The 17,354-nt window shown below is 71.0% G+C and carries 23 protein-coding genes; 13 read left to right on the top strand and 10 right to left on the bottom strand.

The window, feature by feature from the left end:
• The first annotated feature begins 153 nt into the window (after positions 1 to 153).
• The gene (locus ACFVHO_RS25930; protein ID WP_385719143.1) at positions 154 to 294 is read left to right on the top strand and encodes a hypothetical protein; all 141 of its coding nucleotides are present in this window, start codon (positions 154 to 156) and stop codon (positions 292 to 294) included.
• Between the two features lie 24 nt (positions 295 to 318).
• On the opposite strand, the gene ACFVHO_RS25925 is transcribed toward ACFVHO_RS25930, so the two are convergent.
• The 8 genes from ACFVHO_RS25925 to ACFVHO_RS25890 form a co-directional block, all read right to left on the bottom strand.
• Positions 319 to 1,236 (bottom strand): hypothetical protein, encoded by a 918-nt coding sequence (locus ACFVHO_RS25925; protein WP_385719141.1) that lies wholly within the window; start codon positions 1,234 to 1,236, stop codon positions 319 to 321.
• A 289-nt stretch (positions 1,237 to 1,525) separates the two neighbouring features.
• The gene (locus tag ACFVHO_RS25920; RefSeq protein WP_385719139.1) at positions 1,526 to 2,341 is read right to left on the bottom strand and encodes an urease accessory protein UreD; all 816 of its coding nucleotides are present in this window, start codon (positions 2,339 to 2,341) and stop codon (positions 1,526 to 1,528) included.
• On the bottom strand, positions 2,338 to 3,027 hold the full coding sequence (gene ureG / locus ACFVHO_RS25915; protein WP_385719136.1) for an urease accessory protein UreG: 690 nt from the start codon (positions 3,025 to 3,027) through the stop codon (positions 2,338 to 2,340). Before ureG ends, ACFVHO_RS25920 begins: the two co-directional genes overlap by 4 nt.
• Positions 3,028 to 3,261: 234 nt before the next feature.
• Positions 3,262 to 3,936, bottom strand: coding sequence for an urease accessory protein UreF (locus tag ACFVHO_RS25910; RefSeq protein ID WP_385719133.1), 675 nt, complete (start codon positions 3,934 to 3,936; stop codon positions 3,262 to 3,264).
• A 14-nt stretch (positions 3,937 to 3,950) separates the two neighbouring features.
• Positions 3,951 to 5,672, bottom strand: coding sequence for an urease subunit alpha (locus ACFVHO_RS25905; RefSeq protein WP_385719130.1), 1,722 nt, complete (start codon positions 5,670 to 5,672; stop codon positions 3,951 to 3,953).
• Positions 5,665 to 6,033 carry an urease subunit beta gene (locus ACFVHO_RS25900; RefSeq protein ID WP_385719128.1) on the bottom strand — a complete coding sequence of 123 codons (369 nt, stop codon included), beginning with the start codon at positions 6,031 to 6,033 and terminating at the stop codon, positions 5,665 to 5,667. Before ACFVHO_RS25900 ends, ACFVHO_RS25905 begins: the two co-directional genes overlap by 8 nt.
• A 16-nt stretch (positions 6,034 to 6,049) precedes the next feature.
• Positions 6,050 to 6,352: an urease subunit gamma gene (locus tag ACFVHO_RS25895; protein ID WP_385719125.1), complete on the bottom strand. Its 303-nt coding sequence runs from the start codon at positions 6,350 to 6,352 to the stop codon at positions 6,050 to 6,052.
• Positions 6,353 to 6,550: 198 nt separating this feature from the next.
• On the bottom strand, positions 6,551 to 7,171 hold the full coding sequence (locus ACFVHO_RS25890; protein WP_385719122.1) for a TetR/AcrR family transcriptional regulator: 621 nt from the start codon (positions 7,169 to 7,171) through the stop codon (positions 6,551 to 6,553).
• 130 nt (positions 7,172 to 7,301) lie between these two features.
• Between ACFVHO_RS25890 and ACFVHO_RS25885 the strand changes: the two genes are divergently transcribed.
• Positions 7,302 to 8,312 (top strand): ABC transporter permease, encoded by a 1,011-nt coding sequence (locus ACFVHO_RS25885; RefSeq protein ID WP_385719119.1) that lies wholly within the window; start codon positions 7,302 to 7,304, stop codon positions 8,310 to 8,312.
• A 150-nt stretch (positions 8,313 to 8,462) separates the two neighbouring features.
• Here the strand turns inward: ACFVHO_RS25885 and ACFVHO_RS25880 are convergent, their stop codons facing one another.
• Both ACFVHO_RS25880 and ACFVHO_RS25875 read right to left on the bottom strand, forming a co-directional pair.
• A complete protein-coding gene (locus ACFVHO_RS25880) occupies positions 8,463 to 8,762 on the bottom strand; it encodes a type II toxin-antitoxin system Phd/YefM family antitoxin (protein WP_385719116.1) in 300 nt (99 codons plus the stop codon).
• Positions 8,763 to 8,959: 197 nt separating this feature from the next.
• Positions 8,960 to 9,694 (bottom strand): GntR family transcriptional regulator, encoded by a 735-nt coding sequence (locus ACFVHO_RS25875; RefSeq protein WP_385719112.1) that lies wholly within the window; start codon positions 9,692 to 9,694, stop codon positions 8,960 to 8,962.
• Positions 9,695 to 9,877: 183 nt separating this feature from the next.
• On the opposite strand from ACFVHO_RS25875, the gene ACFVHO_RS25870 reads away from it, so the two are divergent.
• The 11 genes from ACFVHO_RS25870 to traB all read left to right on the top strand — a co-directional run bounded on the left by ACFVHO_RS25870 (position 9,878) and on the right by traB (position 17,224).
• Positions 9,878 to 10,126: a helix-turn-helix domain-containing protein gene (locus tag ACFVHO_RS25870; protein ID WP_385719109.1), complete on the top strand. Its 249-nt coding sequence runs from the start codon at positions 9,878 to 9,880 to the stop codon at positions 10,124 to 10,126.
• Positions 10,123 to 10,692 (top strand): DUF6907 domain-containing protein, encoded by a 570-nt coding sequence (locus tag ACFVHO_RS25865; protein ID WP_385719106.1) that lies wholly within the window; start codon positions 10,123 to 10,125, stop codon positions 10,690 to 10,692. The genes ACFVHO_RS25870 and ACFVHO_RS25865 overlap by 4 nt, the downstream gene beginning before the upstream one ends.
• Complete coding sequence (locus tag ACFVHO_RS25860; protein WP_385719104.1) at positions 10,689 to 11,489, top strand: DUF6907 domain-containing protein; 801 nt, start codon at positions 10,689 to 10,691, stop codon at positions 11,487 to 11,489. Before ACFVHO_RS25865 ends, ACFVHO_RS25860 begins: the two co-directional genes overlap by 4 nt.
• Positions 11,489 to 11,770 carry a hypothetical protein gene (locus tag ACFVHO_RS25855; RefSeq protein ID WP_385719101.1) on the top strand — a complete coding sequence of 94 codons (282 nt, stop codon included), beginning with the start codon at positions 11,489 to 11,491 and terminating at the stop codon, positions 11,768 to 11,770. The genes ACFVHO_RS25860 and ACFVHO_RS25855 overlap by 1 nt, the downstream gene beginning before the upstream one ends.
• Complete coding sequence (locus ACFVHO_RS25850) at positions 11,760 to 12,002, top strand: hypothetical protein (protein ID WP_385719098.1); 243 nt, start codon at positions 11,760 to 11,762, stop codon at positions 12,000 to 12,002. The genes ACFVHO_RS25855 and ACFVHO_RS25850 overlap by 11 nt, the downstream gene beginning before the upstream one ends.
• 250 nt (positions 12,003 to 12,252) lie before the next feature.
• The gene (locus tag ACFVHO_RS25845; RefSeq protein WP_385719095.1) at positions 12,253 to 12,450 is read left to right on the top strand and encodes a hypothetical protein; all 198 of its coding nucleotides are present in this window, start codon (positions 12,253 to 12,255) and stop codon (positions 12,448 to 12,450) included.
• 119 nt (positions 12,451 to 12,569) lie between these two features.
• On the top strand, positions 12,570 to 13,574 hold the full coding sequence (locus ACFVHO_RS25840; protein ID WP_385719092.1) for a DUF2637 domain-containing protein: 1,005 nt from the start codon (positions 12,570 to 12,572) through the stop codon (positions 13,572 to 13,574).
• Positions 13,571 to 14,038: a hypothetical protein gene (locus ACFVHO_RS25835; RefSeq protein ID WP_385719089.1), complete on the top strand. Its 468-nt coding sequence runs from the start codon at positions 13,571 to 13,573 to the stop codon at positions 14,036 to 14,038. The genes ACFVHO_RS25840 and ACFVHO_RS25835 overlap by 4 nt, the downstream gene beginning before the upstream one ends.
• 23 nt (positions 14,039 to 14,061) lie before the next feature.
• On the top strand, positions 14,062 to 14,586 hold the full coding sequence (locus ACFVHO_RS25830) for a hypothetical protein (RefSeq protein ID WP_385719086.1): 525 nt from the start codon (positions 14,062 to 14,064) through the stop codon (positions 14,584 to 14,586).
• Positions 14,586 to 15,107 (top strand): plasmid transfer protein TraA, encoded by a 522-nt coding sequence (gene traA / locus ACFVHO_RS25825; RefSeq protein ID WP_385719084.1) that lies wholly within the window; start codon positions 14,586 to 14,588, stop codon positions 15,105 to 15,107. Before ACFVHO_RS25830 ends, traA begins: the two co-directional genes overlap by 1 nt.
• Positions 15,108 to 15,208: 101 nt before the next feature.
• Positions 15,209 to 17,224, top strand: a complete 2,016-nt coding sequence (gene traB / locus ACFVHO_RS25820; protein WP_385719081.1) for a plasmid transfer protein TraB — start codon at positions 15,209 to 15,211, stop codon at positions 17,222 to 17,224.
• The last annotated feature ends 130 nt before the right edge of the window (positions 17,225 to 17,354 follow it).

Below are 17,354 nucleotides of genomic sequence, written 5' to 3'. Positions count from 1 at the left end.
ACACATCTTCTGAGTCCTGCGGATTGTGTTGCTGCCCACCGTCGGCACGCCATAGCGTCCCAAGCAGCAGAAAAGCCCCGTCGGCAATCTCTCGCCAGAGCCGGACGGGGCTCATGGACGCGTGCCCGGGCGGGCTCATCCAGGAGGTACGACATGGAGCATTCCGCTGACCCTGCCGAGTGCGAGAGCAGTGACGGGCAAGGCCGGAAGGCGAGGATGCTGGCGACGCTCATGGTCGGCTTCGGTTCGCTGCTCGCGGGCGTCGGGACGCTCATCGCGGCTGTACGGTCCTAGGCACAGCAGCTCGTCTCCTTGGGCTCAGCGGCCCACCGCCCGTTGGTTCTTCCAGATGAGTGCCCGGAATGGTGGGAATCCGTCCGTCTCTCGAAGTCCGGTGACTTCTGTCGGGAGGGCGTCGATGTCACGGAGTTCGTCCAGGATCTCCTGGCGCTGGCGGCGGATCGCCTTCGCCCACTCCGGATTCGAGTTCGCGGTGATGGGCTCTTCGAAGCCCTTGATCTCGGTGAGTCCGGTGCCGCGCATCAGGGTCCGTAGCGCCGCCCAGATGCGGCTGTACTTGTTTCCAGAAGCTGCGCCCATCACGATGAGCAGTCCACCGGGAGTGAGGCTGGACGCCAGTCGCCGAAGCTCTCTCTCGAACCTTCCGACGCTGTCCTCCGCTGTCAGGAAGTTGCTCGCGATCACCAGGTCGTACGCGCTGGGCCTGGCTACGCCGTCTTCTTCGGCGAATCGTCGAGCGGTTCCGTCCGTGATGGGTTCGCCGACGCGTTCGAACTCCATGGAGATGAGTTCTGCCGCGTGGTCGAGTGCTCTCACGTGCTCACGGGCGACTGAGAAGTCATCAAGATTGCTGTACTCGGTGCGAAAAGGCAACGCTCCGGGAGAGGTGGGGATTTCTGACCTCAGGGTGATCAGGCGCTCTGAGAGCGAGTGCAAGAAGTGCCCCCACGCCTCGCCCCTGTCCAATCCATGCGTGCGCGTCACGGGCCGGAATGGGACCTGGTGGTCCGTTGTCTCGGCCCACAGGCCCACATCCGCGTAGAAGTCTCGGGCGGCGTACAGGCCTGGAGCGGGGCCCGCTCCGATCTCGAGGACCGACATCTGGCGGAGGCGGAGGGGGAGATGCCCGGCGGCGAACAAGCGCTCCAGGACCTGGGTCACCCTGCCGTATCGGTCGGTGACGTGCTGCACCGTGTACGCGGCGGCCTCGTCCAAGTCCCGGAAGCGCAGGTCGTTGCAGCAATTTCGGGTCGGGGGCAGCTTGGCTCCGAGAGACTGCGGGCTGCTCGACAGCTGCCTCGACGTTTCATTCACGGCTCGGCACAGCGTGGTGAGATGCGGCATCGTGAGACTGGCGTCGGATCGACGCCACTCCCCCAAGCTCTGCGAGTGCTCGCGCTGCCATTGTCCGGCTGTCCATCGTGCCCCTGCAGACGTCCCGGTGGTCTTCATCCGGGTCTCTCCCTCGTCCTGCGCCCGCGCCCTGCGCCGTCGCCCTGCGTCCTCACCTGGCCACAGTAGTCAGGCGGGTCAGGGCATCGTCGAGGATCCGGCGCAGTTGCAGGGCGTCGGGGGCCAGGGCTGTGACCAGGGTGCCTGGGCCTGCCAGGGGGGTCAGGGCTGCTGAGTCGCCCAGGGGGGTGGGGAGTGGTGGGGTGTGGGTGAAATCTGGGTCTACGACGATCAGTTGGCCCACTGCGCGGTGGCCCGCCAGGACTGCCGGGCCGTCCCAGCCCCCCGGGGCTCCGGGGCCGCAGGACAGTTCCTGGTCGAGGAGGGGGCGGCCGGCGTGGTGCACGGTGAGTCTGGTGCGGAGGAGGCCCGGGGTCTCGGCCGTGCGGCCCAGTACTTGTTCCTCGCGCAGGATCAGGCGACCGCCCGCGGCGATGTCCGCGCGGGTCGTGACGCGCAGTTCGCTGCCCTTCACCGAGATCAGCTGTTCCGGCAGCCAGCGCAGTTCCGCCCCGTCGGCGACCGTGAGGCGCACGTCGTAGTGCGCCGGGGCGCCGTCCTGCCCCGGCAGGGCGATCGTCGCCGCGGCCGATCCGACGTTCAGGCTCGCGCCCTCCTCGACCTCCGCCTCCACCGTGAGCCGGTCGCCGCCCAAGGGGCCGCTCATCGCCCCTACCAGCGTGACGTGGGCCTCGGGCCCCGTGGCGCGGGTGCGGCGCAGCGCCAGGGGGGCCTCGCCGTGGAGCAGGGGCAGGACCGTGCGGCCGTGGGCGTCCCTGCGCGCGGTGATGCGGGCGCTTGCCCTCACCCCGGCGGGGCTCGACGGCTTGAGCTCGGTGTCGTCGCGGAGGAGCGGTGGGTGGGTCACTTGGTTGGCGCTGCCGTCCACTGCGCGTGCTGCTCGCGTACCCAGCGTGCGACCTCGGCCACGTGCTCCTCGGACCGCAGCGACTGGAACACCACCGGCAGTTCCGCGCGCTGCGCCTTCGCGTCGGCCGCCATGCGGGCCAGGTCCGAGCCCACGTGCGGGGCCAGGTCCGTCTTGTTCACCACGAGCAGGTCGGCCGTCGTCACGCCGGGGCCGCCCTTGCGCGGGATGTCGTCGCCTCCCGCCACGTCGATCACGAAGATCTGGGCGTCCACCAGGCCTCGCGAGAACGTCGCGGTCAAGTTGTCGCCGCCGGACTCCACCAGGATCAGGTCCAGGGGGCCGACCTCGTCCTCCAGGTCCTCCACCGCCTCCAGGTTCGCGGAGATGTCGTCGCGGATCGCGGTGTGGGGGCAGGCGCCCGTCTCCACGGCTGTGATGCGTTCCGGGGGAAGGACTGCTTCCCGGAGGAGAAACTCCGCGTCCTCTCGCGTGTAGATGTCGTTCGTCACGACGGCGAGGGAGAGTTCGTCGCGGAGGGTGTGGCAGAGGGCTGCGACTGTGGCCGTCTTGCCTGAGCCCACGGGTCCGCCGAGGCCGATGCGGAGGGCTCGGCGGGTGCCGTCGGGGCGGTGCGCGTCCGCGCTGATCGCCTTGGATTCGTCGTGGGTGTGGTCGAGGTGCATGTCGCTTCGCTCCTTGGGTGAGTCGGTGGGTGTAGGGGTGAGTGTGGGTGGAGGGGGTGGCGCTGCGCGGGGCTCCCCGGTCCCGCCCGTTCCCGTAGCCAGGGGCGCTGCGCCCCCTGGACCCCAGCTCTCGTGCGTGTCCCCTTCGGGTGGGACGGGCCCCCGCCGGATCGGCGCTCCGCGCCTCGTCCTCAAACGCCGGACGGGCTGAGAAGGGGCCGAGGTGTGGTGCGGCTACGACGCGAACAACCGCACCCCCCACCCCGCATGCCCCTCCGCCCCCACCTCCAGCAACGGCGCCGACGCGGCAGGCAGTACGTCCGCCCCCTCCCGCACCGCCCGCCGAGCAGCCCCCTCCGCCGATGTCGCCACGGCGTCCACCTCCGGTGCGAGCCGGGCCAGCACGGCCGTGGCGTCGAACGGGTCGAGGCTCAGGAGCCTGACGACGGCGGTGGCGGGGCCGCTGACGCTCTCGTACGCGGAGCAGTACGCGGCGTCCCGTCCGTCGAGGCCGGCCGCCCGGGCGGTCACGCCTAGGACGACCGGCTGGTGGGCGCCCTTGGGGAAGGCGCGGGCGAGGGCGTCGAGTTCGGGGGCGGGCCAGGCGACCCGGGCGGCGCGCAGCAGTTGCCGACCGAGTCTGCGGGCGGTGGTGCGCAGCGCCGCGGACGGGGTGCGGGCGTCCGCCGCCTCGTCCAGGGTCTGGATGTCGATGCCGAGGGCCGCCGCGGCGGCGAGGGCGGCCGACACCGCGCCGGTGGTGTGCAGGCGGCCCCGGCAGAAGTCCTCCAAGGATCCCGCCCCGGTGATCCGCCCCGCCTTCACGGCCGCCTCGGCCCCGCCGGAGTGCGCGTGGCCCCCGGCGGGGAAGCGGCCGTCGGCCAGGACCAGGAGTGCGGCCCGTGACATGTCCGGTCACCGCCTCAGAAGAGGAAGTACCGCTGGGCCAGCGGCAGTTCGGCGGCGGGTGCGGGTTCGACGAGTTCGCCGTCGATGCGTACGGCGAAGCTGTCGGGGGCGACTTCGACCCGCGGCAGGGCGTCGTTCTCGCGCATGTCGGCCTTCGTCCGGCCCCTGGTGGAGGCGATCGGCACGAACTGCCGCTCCAGGGCGAGGCGTTCGGGCAGGTCGTCGTCCAGTGCGGACTGCGTGACGAAGGTGAGGGAGTTGCGGGCGGGCGCCCTGCCGTGGCCGCCGAACATCGGGCGCGGAAGGACCGGCTGCGGGGTCGGGATGGAGGCGTTGGCGTCGCCCATCTGCGCGTACGCGATCTGCCCGCCCTTCAGGACCACTTCGGGCTTGACGCCGAAGAACGCCGGTTCCCACAGGACCAGATCGGCCAGCTTGCCGCTTTCGACCGAGCCGACCTCCCGCTCGATGCCCTGCGCGATGGCCGCGTTGATCGTGTACTTGGCGACGTACCGCCGGGCCCGGTGGTTGTCGGCCCGGGTGTCCCCGGGGAGCGGTCCGCGCCGCCGCTTCATCACGTGTGCCGTCTGCCAGGTGCGCAGGACGACCTCGCCGACGCGGCCCATGGCCTGGGAGTCGGAGGACATGATGGAGATGGCGCCGAGGTCGTGGAGGATGTCCTCCGCGCCGATGGTGGTCGGGCGGATGCGGGACTCGGCGAAGGCCAGGTCCTCCGGCACGGCCGGGTTGAGGTGGTGGCAGACCATCAGCATGTCGAGGTGCTCCTCGACGGTGTTGACGGTGTGCGGCCGCGTCGGGTTGGTGGAGCTCGGCAGCATGTTGGGCAGCGAGACCGCCGTGATCATGTCCGGCGCGTGGCCGCCGCCCGCGCCCTCCACGTGGAAGGCGTGCAGCGTGCGTCCGGCGACGGCCGCGAAGGTGGCGTCCACGAAGCCCGCCTCGTTGAGCGTGTCCGTGTGGACGGCGAGTTGGGCACCCGTGTCCTCGCACACGTTCAGGCAGGCGTCGATCACCGCGGGCGTCGCGCCCCAGTCCTCGTGGATCTTGAAGCTGACGGCGCCCGCGCGGAGTTGGGCGTGCATCGACTCGGCGGACGTGGTGTTGCCCTTGCCCAGGAAGCCGATGTTGACGGGGGCGTTCTCCAGGGCGGCGAACATCCGGGCCAGGTGCCAGGAGCCGGGGGTGATGGTGGTGGCCTTGCTGCCCTCGGCGGGGCCGGTGCCGCCGCCGATGAGCGTGGTGACGCCGGAGGCCAGGGCCTCGTCGACGATGGTGGGCGAGATGAAGTGGATGTGCGTGTCGATGCCGCCCGCGGTGAGGATCCTGCCGTTGCCGGCCAGGATCTCGGTCTCGGGCCCGATGACGAGATCGGGGTGCACGCCGTCCATCGTGTCCGGGTTCCCGGCCTTGCCGATGCCGGTGATCCGGCCGTCGCGGATGCCCACGTCGGCCTTGATCACACCCCAGTGGTCGATGATCACGGCGCCGGTGACGACGGTGTCGGGGGCTCCTTCGGCGCGGGTCGTACGGGACTGGCCCATGGACTCGCGAATGACCTTGCCGCCGCCGAACACCGCCTCGTCGCCGGAGCGTCCGGGGCCGCCGGAGCGGTCCTCCTCGATCTCCACGAGCAGCCCGGTGTCGGCGAGCCGGATCCGGTCGCCGGTCGTCGGGCCGAACAGGTCGGCGTACGCGGCGCGCGACAGCTCAGCCATCGAGGGCACCTCCGGTCTCGCCGCGCAGGCCCGGCACGACGCGCGCGCCCGCGAGGGGAACCAGCGTGACGTCGACGGGGATGCCCGGCTCGAAGCGCACGGCGGTGCCCGCGGCGATGTTCAGGCGTCGGCCGTACGCGGCGGAACGGTCGAACTCCAGGCCGGGGTTGGCCTCGGCGAAGTGGTAGTGCGAGCCGACCTGTACGGGGCGGTCGGCGGCGTTGAGGACGGTGAGGCGGGTGGTGGGGCGGCCCTCGTTGAAGGCGATGGGTCCGTCCGCGAAGAGGATCTCGCCGGGGACGAGGCCGGGGCCCTCGATGTCCGCGCCGAAGCTCGCGCTTGTGCTGTCTGCGGATTGCATACGTCCCGTACCCCCGTCAGACGATCGGGTCGTGGACGGTGACGAGCTTCGTGCCGTCCGGGAACGTCGCCTCGACCTGCACGTCGTGGATCATCTCGGGGATGCCCTCCATGACGTCGTCGCGCGTCAACACCTTGCGGCCCGACGTCATCAGATCGGCGACACTGCGGCCGTCGCGGGCGCCTTCGAGGATGTGCGACGTGATGAGCGCGATCGCCTCGGGATGGTTGAGCCTGAGGCCGCGCGCCCGGCGCTTCTCGGCCACGTCGGCAGCCACATGGATGAGCAGTCTCTCCTGCTCGTGCGGTGTCAGTCGCACGTCCCCACCTCATCGTCCTTGCTCCGAACCGTGCGGGGTCCGGCTGCCGCGGCCACCGCGACGGGAAAAGATGTAGCGCGCAGCGAATGGCGCGCCGAGGTACACCTTGGCGTACGAGATCCCCAGGTGGCGTGGCACGGCAGGCTAGTTGGACGGAGTTTCAGCGAGGTTAACCAGCCCTTGACCCGGCCATGACCGTCAGCTGGGCTCACCCATACTCATCAGGCCACGCACCCCGTCCGCCAGCGCGTCCACCGGCACCCCGTCGAACAGGGCGACCTGGGCCGCGAATCCCTGCGCCATGGCGATCATCGTGCGCGCGACGCGGTCCGCCGGCACGTCGGCGCGCATCATGCCCGCGGCCTGATAGCCCTCGACGATCCGGACCCAGGCCGCCCGCACCGCGTCGTACCCGCCCTGGATGAGGGCGCGCAGCTCTTCGTCGCGCAGCGTCTCCGTCCAGACCTGCACGAGGAGTCGCGGGAAGTACGGCCGGTCGTGCTCGACGAGCCCCGGCTTGAGGTCGAGGACCTGGCCGAGCGCGCGGCCGACCAGGATGTCCGGCGGCGGGGGCGGTGTCTGCCGGGCCGCGGACTCGAAGACTTCCCTGATCTCCCGCAGCACCTCGGAGACGATGGCGTGGATCAACTCGTCCTTGCCGCTGAAGTAGCGGTAGACGGCGCCCGCCGACAGGCCCACCTCCTTCAGCACGTCCTGCATCGACGTGGCGTGGAAGCCGTTCCGGGCGAAGCAGAGCGCGGCCCCGTCGAGGATCTGGCGGCGACGGGCGTCGAGGTGTTCCTGGGATACGCGAGCCATGACCCCAAAGTAAAACGAACATTCATTCTTGACAACCGACACGCCCCGCCCCACAGTGGGAGCACAGCCAAAACGAACGATCCTTCTTTTTAGATCCCGCCCCTCAATCCTCTTCGCTCTGGAGAACTCCATGCCCACGCCGTCCCCTGCCGCGCCCCAGCAGGCCCGCCGCATGCTGACGGTCGCCCTGCTGGTTCCCTTCATCGTGACCCTTGCGCTGTGGGCCTTCGCCTGGCCCGCGGCCAGGAACGCCCCGCGCGACCTGCCGCTCGGCGTGGCGGGCCCCGCCCACGCCACAGCCTCGTTGCAGAAGCAACTTCAGCAGCGGGAGGGTGCGTTCGAGCTCCATCGGTACGCGGACGAGGCGGCGGCCCGCGCCGCCATTGAGGACCGGACCGTGTACGGGGCGGTCGTCGCCACCGGCCAGGGCCCCAAGCTCCTGACGGCCTCGGCCGCGAGCCCGGTCGTCGCCCAACTCCTCCAGCAGGCGGCGACGGCGGGCGCCCCGGACGGCGCGCGGGTCACGACGGTCGACGTGGTGCCCGCCCCGGACTCCGATCCGCGCGGGGCCGCCCTGGGGTCGAGCGTGCTGCCGCTGGCCATCGCGGGAGTCGCGGCAGGCTCGCTGGTGACACTGCGGGGGCTGCGCGGACTGCGGGCGGTGGGCACGCTGGTCCTCGCCGCGGCGCTCGTCGGCCTCGTCGCGGCCGCGCTCGCCGACAGCTGGCTCGGCATCCTGACGGGCAACTGGTGGGCGGAGGCCGGGGTGCTCGGCCTGTCGACGCTGGCCGTCGCCGGGGCCGTGGCCGGTCTCGCGGCGCTGCTCGGGCCTGCGGGCATCGGCGTGGGCGCGCTCCTGATGGTGCTGCTCGGCAATCCGTTCTCGGGGGTCACGTCGGCGCCGCAGCTGCTGCCCGAACCGGTCGGCCTGATCGGCCAGTTGCTGCCGCCGGGAGCGGGTGGCTCGCTCCTGCGCTCGACCGCGTTCTTCGACGGGGCGGCGGCCACGGGCCCCGCGATCACCCTCGCCGTCTGGGCGCTCCTGGGCCTCGGGGCCGTACTCGTCGGGGCCCGGCGCGACCGGACCGCTCCCCCGGTGACGGCGTCGCCCCGGGTGCGCGAGGCCGCCCCGGTCGGCTGACGCCGCACCCCACCCGACAGCCGTGTGCCCCCGCCGTAGCGGACGGGGGCACACGGCCTTTGCCATGCCTTGCGGGCGTACGCCCCTTGCGGATGTACGTGCGCGAGGGGTGTACGCCCCTTATGGATGGACGCCCTCTTCGGCGCGGGACTAGGTCACGTTCGGCCCGCGGTGCTCCGCCGCGATGCCGAAGCGCTGCCGCTCGCCACCCGCGGCGGACGTCGACGAGCCGAGCGAGGAGACGGAGCTGATCATCGCCTCCTCGGCGACGGCACCGATCGCGTCGGCCTCTTCGAGCTCGTCGAGTCGACGCAGGTCATCGGCGGAGACAAGGGCCACGAGCGGCTTGCCGTGACGCGTGACGACCACGCGCTCGTTGCCGTAGACAACGCGGTTGATCAGGTCGGCGAGCTCTGCGCGGGCTTGCGTCACCGGAATCTCGTAGGCCATGCCCCTAGCTTACTGGGCGTCCAGAGAGTCCGGAGAGTCCGCAGAAACCAACGAAAGACCAGGTCAGAGGCTTCTAGACCGTCGCATCACACGGACTCTGTGAGATATCCGTGAGACGTCCGGACACGACAAAGGCCCCGCTCCCAGTCCATGGGTGCGGGGCCTTTCTGCGTTCTGCGACCGGTCGAGCGGGCCACTCAGTCGCGGTCGTACTCCCGCTGGAGCTCGCGCCCCGGCCCGTGGTAGTCGACGGCGTACTCGCTGGGCTCGCCGTACTGGTCCCAGTAGTGGTTCACCACGACGAGGGTCTTCGTGCCCGGCTCGACGCCCAGGTGCTCGGCCACGTCGGCCGGCACCTCACGGATGGCGATGGTGTCGCGCTGCCTCGATGCGCGTCGACCCGTTGCGTCTTCGATGGCTCCGAACGTCATCTTCGGCAGCTTCTCGGGACGCAGAAGTTCTGGAGCCCGCTCGGCGATGCTCCCTTCGATCCACGTGGTTGAGACCGTCTTGACGCCGAGGGTGTCGAGGTAGCGGCGTCGACGCCTGACCACCTGAGCCCCCTCGTCGAGTCCGAGAGCGTCGGCAACCTCCTGCGACGCCGACTCAAGTCCCGCTCCGAGGAATTCGACGGTGTCGTTGTCGAGGCCGTCACCGCCTGCCCGAAGGCGCCCCAAGCGGTCGGCGCCCGCGATGAGCCCTTTACGTTCAATCACGATCGTGCCGACACCTGGTACGGATTCGGCGTAACCCTCGGCGCGCAGAACTGCGGCGACGCGAGCGGCTGTTGCTGTGCTAACGCCTTCTGCGTCCCTGATCTTGCTGACAGACGGGACATGGTCGCCGGGCCGAAGTTCTCCCCGGTCGATCCGCTCCATGATCTGGGCGGCGATGCGCCGATACGGAGCCATCGGCCGCTGATTCGGGGACATCCAGACCCTCCAATTCTTGAGTACTTTAGAATAGTCCTTGACTCTCGGAGGACTCTAGAACAGTCTAGATGTACGCCACCCCCGCGCCTATGGGGGATCAAGACGAGAGCCCCGGCGGGGTGATCGCGGTGGTGCAACACCGCGCCTGCCGGGGCTCCGGCATCAGAGAGATGGAGTCTCAAGATGCACGTTCAGCCTATCCCGCCTGCCCAGACGCAGGCCCCGGAGCGCATCGAGCCGCTCCGCGTGAAGGACATCGCCGCCGCTCTCCGGGTGGACGCGTCCACCGTCTACGCCGAGATCAAGAGCGGGAGCCTTCCCTCGTACCGCGTCGGTACGGGCCGGGGCACGATCCGTGTCTCCCGTGCCGCCTTCGCGGCGTACCTCGCCGACCGCGGCATCCCCGCCGCAGAGCTGGCGGTGTCGCTGTGACGATCATCGACCACACCCCGCAGCTCTCCGACGACCAGCCGGTCCCGTTCACGGTGACTGAGGCTGGCGCCCGCGCCGTCTCCGCATCCCGTCTGCCCTCGTCCACTCCGGGGCACGAACTGGTCCCGGCGATGATCGGTGCCACGCCCGACACCAGCGCGATCGTGTACATCGACTGCCCGACCAGCTTCTGCACCCTGGACCACATCGACGAGCCCGTTCGGCACGTCGAGGACCTCCTGCACTCCTCCGACTCGGTGGACTGCACCGCCCGGTCGTTCCTCAACATGGGGCGGCTCGGGCTCTACCTCTCGGCCGTCGTGCAATCGGATCCCGCGTCCAGCGACCCGCGTGTGCGCGGCGCGCACATCCTGCTGGAGGCCGACGACCTCACGTACCTCACGCCGGAGATGGCCGAGACGCTGGCCGATGAGGGCATCGCCTTCTTCTCGCGCCTGCGCCAGCTGGCCCGCGCCGCGGCCCTGCACAACCAGACCGTCGCGGCCGACTGCGACCCGGACATGGACGAGGCGCTGCGCCGGGTCCGCGCCGGGGGCGAGTCGTGATCGGCCGCTTGCCCGTGTACGGGCCGACGGATCCGCATGGCGACGAGGAGCACACCCCGGACGTGATCGTGCGGGTCGACTACCTGATGTCCCGCGAGCAGCTGGTGACGGCCCTGGGGATTGTCTGGGCGGAGATCGCCGCGGGGCGCGTGCCGGAGTCGCTGAGTGTCGCGGAGGTGCGGCACGAGGTCGAGGCGTGGCTGTCCGTGCAGGGCTTCTTCGAGCTCGACCAGCAGATGGAGCGGGACCGGCAGCGGGTGTTCCCGCCGGAGCAGCAGGCCGTCATGGACGCGCTCGCCGCGGCCGTCGACCGCGCGTACCCGCCCGGCCCGGTCTCCGAGGAGGATGCGGCCCGCGCCTTCGTCGACCGGCACTTTCCGCAGGTGGCCGCGTTCCTCGCCGACGAGCGCCACGAGACGCCCCGGAACGAGGACGGCACGGTCACGGTGGACACCGGCGACCACGGCCCCGTGACGATCGATGAGCCGTTCTGGTGCCTGGGGGATCACCCGGCAGAGGCGTACCGGGAGGACATCTCCCACGAGGGCGAGGAATACCCCCTGATCGTCGGGACGCACTGCCACGGAGAGGTCCGCCTGGCGGTGGCGAACCTGACGCAGCGCCCGTTCTCGCCGACGGACCGTGCGGTGCGGGTGGCCGTCGAGTTCGACGAGCTGCACGAGTACGACTCGTTCGCGCTCGCCGACTTGGCGGACTCCCTCGTCGCCTACGCCGTCGGCCCCCTGCACCAGCTCATCGAGCGCCTCCAGCTCCTGCAGGACGGAGGCGAGTCGTGATGGAGACGATGCGATCCGAGGTTCGTCCCGCACCGACGCAGCCGGGCCTGTCGGACGCTGACCGGCTCGCGCACGACAAGGCGACGCTGGTTCGCCGACCGCGCACCGTCCTGTACCGCTCCCCGGCGGGTGGCCCCCACGGCTCGTGGCCGGCCGACGAGTTCGCTGCGGCCCGTCAGGCCGAGGGCATCCCGGCCCGCGTCGTGATGTCGATGCGGGAGGACGCGTTCCTCGTCGTCGTCGAGGGCGAGACGGGGGCGGGGGCAAGCCGTGAGCGCTGAACGCGTCCTCCTCGAGGCCGTCCTGGAAGCCCTCGACATCCCCAAGCCCGCCCGGGTCGGTGACGGCGAAGTCCATGACCGCATCCTGCTCAAGCGCGTCATGCACGCGTGGATCGCGCTGGAAGGCGTGCTGCAGCGTGGCGAGGACCCCGGCTGGTCCGCCGACTACCTGCGGGCCCGCCTCAACGAGCACCCGGCCGAGGGGTACCGCGTCTGGGGGGCCAAGCCGTGACCGTGCCCTCCCTGGTCGTCCTCGACTGGCACTTGTCGGAGCACTTCGACCACAGCGGCGACCAGGCATGCACCCTGTGCGGACGTCGCACGCCGATGCGCTCTACCCAGAGCGAGCCCGTACACAAGGTCTGCGCCGAGCTGTGGAATGCGCGCAACCCCACCGCCCCTCGCCGTCTTTTCCGGGGCCGGGACGTTGGTACGACGCGCTTCTACTCCGACCCCCCGCGCGAGGGCAAAGGGGGCGCGGCGTGAAGCCCTACGTGTACGTGCCGCGCCCGACCGAGCACGCCGCGATCCGTGCGGCGTGCCGGTCCGGCCGCCCCCTTCCCCCCGTGCCTGAACTGCTGGCCGCTCTCCTGGTCGCCAACCGTGCCGGGGACCGTGAAGCCGTCTGCCTGTGCGCGCACCGCGTCGTGCGCGCCGCCGCCCCGGAGGTGGGCGAATGACTCCCCTTGCCGAGATGCCCCCGGAGCAGCTGCACGGCGTCGAGCGGACGTTGAGCCGCGGCACGTGGACGATCACAGCCGGAGCCGTCCTGTACTCCGTCCTCACGGTCACCCCGCTCGTGCAGCGGGTCACCCCGGACGACTGGGACTGGACGGCCCCGATCCTCCCCCTCGTCGTAGACGTGGCCGTAATCATCGTCATCCGGCTGGACGCAGCAGTCTCCCGACTCGGAGGCACGACCGGTGGATGGCCGGCCGTCCTGCGCTGGATGACGGGACTGTTCACGCTGCTGCTGAACGTCGGGGACTCCGCGCTCTCGAACGACCCGGTGGGCGTCGCTGTTCACGCGGTCGCGCCACTTCTGCTGATCGTCACCGCAGAGGCGAGCCTGTCGTACAGGCGCAAGATCACTGTTCAGCTCGAACGGCTCGAGCGTTCACGGCGCGCGGAGGAAGAGCGTTCACGGGCAGCGGCACAGGCTCGCCGTGAACAGGAGCGGGCCGAGCGTGAACACGAGCGGGAACGCCGTGAACAGGCAGACCGAGAAGCCCGTGAACACGCGGAACGGCTTGAACAGGAGCGCGCGCAGCGGGAGCGGGAGGAGCGCCGAGAGGAACGCGAGCACGCCGCCCAGCTGGAGCGGGAGCGCGCCGACCGAGAAACGCTGCAGCGCAGGGAAGAGCGGGAAGCAGCCGAGCAGGCCCGCCGGGAAGAGCGGCAGCGCATCGACCGTGAACAGGCCGAGCGGCTCAAGCGTGAACAGCAGGAACGGGACCGGGCCGAGCGTGAACAGGCCGAGCGCGAAGCCCACAAAGCCGCTGTTCGTGAACAGCAGGAGCGGGAGCAGCGCGAAGCCCGTGAACGCCTGGCCGCGCGCCGTGAACAGTCCGCCGTGAACAACGGTGAACGGCCCGCGCTCACGGCCGTGCCCGTGAACAGCGACCACGCCGTGAAGATGCCGGAAGGCGACGCACGGACCTACGTCGGGTCGTTTCTCGACGGCGAGAAGACCGTGCGGGAGCTCGCCGACGAGACCGGTTGGTCCGTGGGCTGGGTGTCCGCCCGGCTCCGCGAGCAGCGCGGCGGAAGTCTCGTCCCGGCACTTGAGGGGACGACGTCGTGAATCCGTCCAACTTGCCTGAGCAGTACCGCCGTTACGCCGACGTCGTCGGCGAGCAGCCGCTCACCGGCAAGGTCGAGCTGTACGCCGAACGCGGCTCGGTCGTGTGGGTTCCGGACGCCTACGGCCGCATGGTCCCCATGCCCAAGCACCACGCCCCGCCCCCGGTCCTCGCGACCGAGCCGCGCGACCTGCGTCCGCAGCCGCTGTTCGACCCGGTCGCGCAGCGCTGGGTCGGCGCCGGGGTTGGCTCCGGGATCGCGCTGTGGGGCGGGGGCCAGTTCCTGGCCGGGGCAAGCCAGTTCGTCTCCGGCCTGTCCGGCATGGGTGCCCTGCTGTTCTTCCTGGCCGTCGCGGGGGCCCGTGCCGTCATTGGCGGCCGTAGCGGCGCCTACGTCCGCAACGAGCAGCACACCCACGTCCACCAGAAGTGGTTCGGACGCACCGGCATCACTAACAACCAGTAGCTCAGCCCTGAAGGAGTTCCGCTGTGTCAAGCCGTACCCGTACACGCGGCGTGAAGGCTGCCGCGAACGCTCGCACTATCCGCATCCCGCGCCAACGTGGCCGGCGCCAGGAGGCGTTCGTCGTCGTGCTGCCGGACCGCTCCCCGAGGACCCGGGTCCTGAACGCCGCAGGACGTCTGCTGTGGCGCCACCGTCTCGCGTTCCTGCCCGCCGGCCTCGCCGTCTTGGTCCTGGTGCTGACCGCCGTCCTGCACGTCGTCGCCCCGTGGACGGGCGGGGTGATCGTGGTGGTTGCCCTGCTGCCCCTGCTCTGGCTCACGCTCCCGGCCAGCGTCCGTCAGCGGCTGGCGCCGTCGCACTGGCAGCGGACGGCGCTCAAGTGGGCGGCGGCCTCCCTCGCCGCGGTCGTCGGCCTGTGGGCCGCGCTCGCGATCATCTTCGGCCCGCTGGCCGGGCCCCTTGAAGTCCTCTGGTTCCTCGGCGTGCTCGCCGCTTACGGCGCGCGGGCCGCCCTCCGGAGCACCACCTCGAAGGAGAAGACCGACTGATGGCTACCCCGACCCGTAACGGCGCCTCCCCGGGCGCCAAGGGAAACAAGTTCGCCAACGCCGGGGCCGCCGCTGGCGGTTTCGTCGGCGCGATGGGCGGCAGCTTCATGCCGAACATCAACATCAACGTCAACCGGCCCTCCCGGGCCGCGATGCGTGGGGGCGGGCAGTCCCTTCTGCCGCCACCCGAGTTCAACTCGCCCGCGCAGGTGCGCGACTACTGCAACACCCTGCGCGCGGCCGGGGTGATGATGTCGATGGAGGTCGCCATGGCCTCCGAGATCATGCACAGCGTCCTCACCGCCGTGCCTGACCCCGAGGGCCGGGCCTTCGGCTCGCGGATCCGCGCGGCCAAGGTCTCCCGCAAGATGAAGAAGTCCGCGAACGCGCTGCGTGACGCGGCGAAGAACGCCGCAGCCTGCTACTCCACCTTCCAACAGGAATACCAGGAGGAGATCAATCGGGTGCGGCACCGGGCCCGCAAGCCCAAGGCCCCGACGATGAACTGGGCACAGCAGTGAGCGCCCGGCGGTGGAGGCTGACGGACCAAGACGGCCGGGACGTAGAGCGGATCGTGGCAGCGATGCCGCCCATGGGCAGCGGAAACTCGGGGGTGCCAGTAATGACGCGAGACAGCGGCTCGGGGGCGGGCGGGGTCGGCAACTACCTCTTGCACCAGGCCAAGCCGCACCTTCCCCCGTGGCTCAGCGTGGCCGGGGTCGGCGTAGCCGGGTGCTTGGGCAACATGCGGTGGGATGCCTCCCCGGCCGCCGCCGTGGGCCTGACCCTCACCTCGGTCGCGGTGTCCGGCGGCGCCTGGGTGATGGGCAAGGCGGCGAGCAGGCAGCGCCGTCTGCACTCGGCCATCACCACGGCGCTGGGTTCGGCGTGGCTGACCGCCGCGTGCCTGGCCGGACCCACCGCCGGACCGGTCGACGACCTGTACCTGATGGGCGGCCCGGCCCTGGCCTTGTCATGGAACGTGCGGATCCTCATGCGCACCTCCGACACCAGCGACGGTACGGGCGGCGCGGACGGCGGGCTGATGGAGAAGATCGGGCTGGCGCGGGCGCAGATCCACGCGGCCCGGGCGGAACCGAACCGCGTCACGGCGAGGGTCGGCCTGGTCCCGGGGGAGCAGACCAACGACGACGTCCCCAGGACCCTGCCGCGGATCGCCTCAGCACTGAACCTGCCGACGTCAGCCGTCCGCTACCACCCCGACCCCGACTCCGCCCGCGAAGGCGACCTGGTCATCGTCCCCGAGGACATGCTCAACCAGGCCGAGGAATGGGAAGGCCCCTCCAACCTCGGCGGGTCGATCGCCGACCCGCTGGTCATCGGCCGCTACGACGACGGCGCCCCGCTCCAACTCTGGCTGCCCGGCGACCCGGATCCGGAGGTGAACCGCAACTCCACCCACGTGCTGGTCGCGGGTGGCACCGGGTCCGGCAAGGGTGACGCCGCCCTGAACCTTCAGACCGAGATCCTGTCCCGCAGCGACGTCGTCCTGGTCATGTCCGACCCCAAGTCGTTCCAGGACTTCCGGCCGCTGCTGCCCGGCTACGACTGGGCAGTGGAGGGCGGAGCCCCGACCGAGATCATGGTCACCGCCGTTCAGGCGGCGATCCCGGCCCGCACGCGCTGGCTCGGTGCCCACGGCTACCGCGAGTGGGTGCCTGAGGCCGCGTGCGAGCAGCGCGACCCGAAGCGCTCCTGCCGCCCCGACGGCCGTGCATGCGGCTGCCCGGGGATGCCGTTCATGGTGACCTGGTGGGAGGAAGCCGCGAACACTCTGCGGTTCATCGGCGACGACGCCTTCACCGGCATCACCCAGGAAGCCCGCTCCGCGGGCATGGCCGTGGTCGTCTCCCTGCAACGCCCGTCCTACGACCAGATGTCGACGTCCACGCGGGCCGCGCTGTCGTCCGTGATCGCGCTGGGCTGTGACGAGCGTGATGAGTCGTTCAGCCTTCCGGAGCGGGTCATCGACGCGGGCGCCCACCCCGGAGCTTGGGGCAACCGCAAGCCGGGCTACTGCTACGTCGTCTCGTCCGGCATCGACGACGCCCGGTACGCCTGCCCGGGCCGCACCTGGCGCTTCACGCCGCGTGCCGTGGACGCCATGCAGCGGCTCGCGCTGTGGGCACAGCGCCACGGCGCGACCGCCGATCCCGTCACCGCGCACGCCCTCAAGTCCGTGGCCGGGACCGCGTACACCGGCCGCACCGGCCCCGACGGCGAAGCCGTGCCGCCGGCGGCACAGGCTCGCGCGCACGACGAGCAGGATGTCGACGACGAGGGCCCGCTGGTCGACCCCGAGGACGCGGACGTCGACCCTGAGGCGGAGCTGCCCGACGTACAGCCGGGCGACGACGTCCCGCTGTTCGGTCAGGAGGCAGGCCGTAAACCCACCCCCGCCGAGGCCCGCGAGCTGTTCGCCCGCGCACTGGAGGAGTTCGAGGCCGCGGGGCAGATGGTCGTCGGCCCGCGGGACTTCCTCGACTGGTGCGACCGCCATGATCTGTCCCGCCCGTGGGTGTCCGCGCGACTCAAGGAAGCGGCCATCGAGGGCCGCTTGGAGGCGACCAACACCACCGGCCGGTGGCGCATCGTCCCCGCCCTGACACCCGCCTGACACCTGACACCGTCACGGCCGCGTGACACCCAAACCCCTAGGCGGGAGCGGGTGTCACGCGCCCTGACAACAGCCCGTGACACCCAGCCTGACACTTCGCGGGCGAGCCCTTGTCGCGACACCCGCCCCA

It is taken from the genome of Streptomyces sp. NPDC127108, assembly GCF_042677545.1.
In the GTDB taxonomy this organism is placed as follows: Bacteria; Actinomycetota; Actinomycetes; order Streptomycetales; family Streptomycetaceae; genus Streptomyces.
Note: the sequence above shows the minus strand (reverse complement) of the source record. Positions and strands in the feature narration are given on the sequence as shown.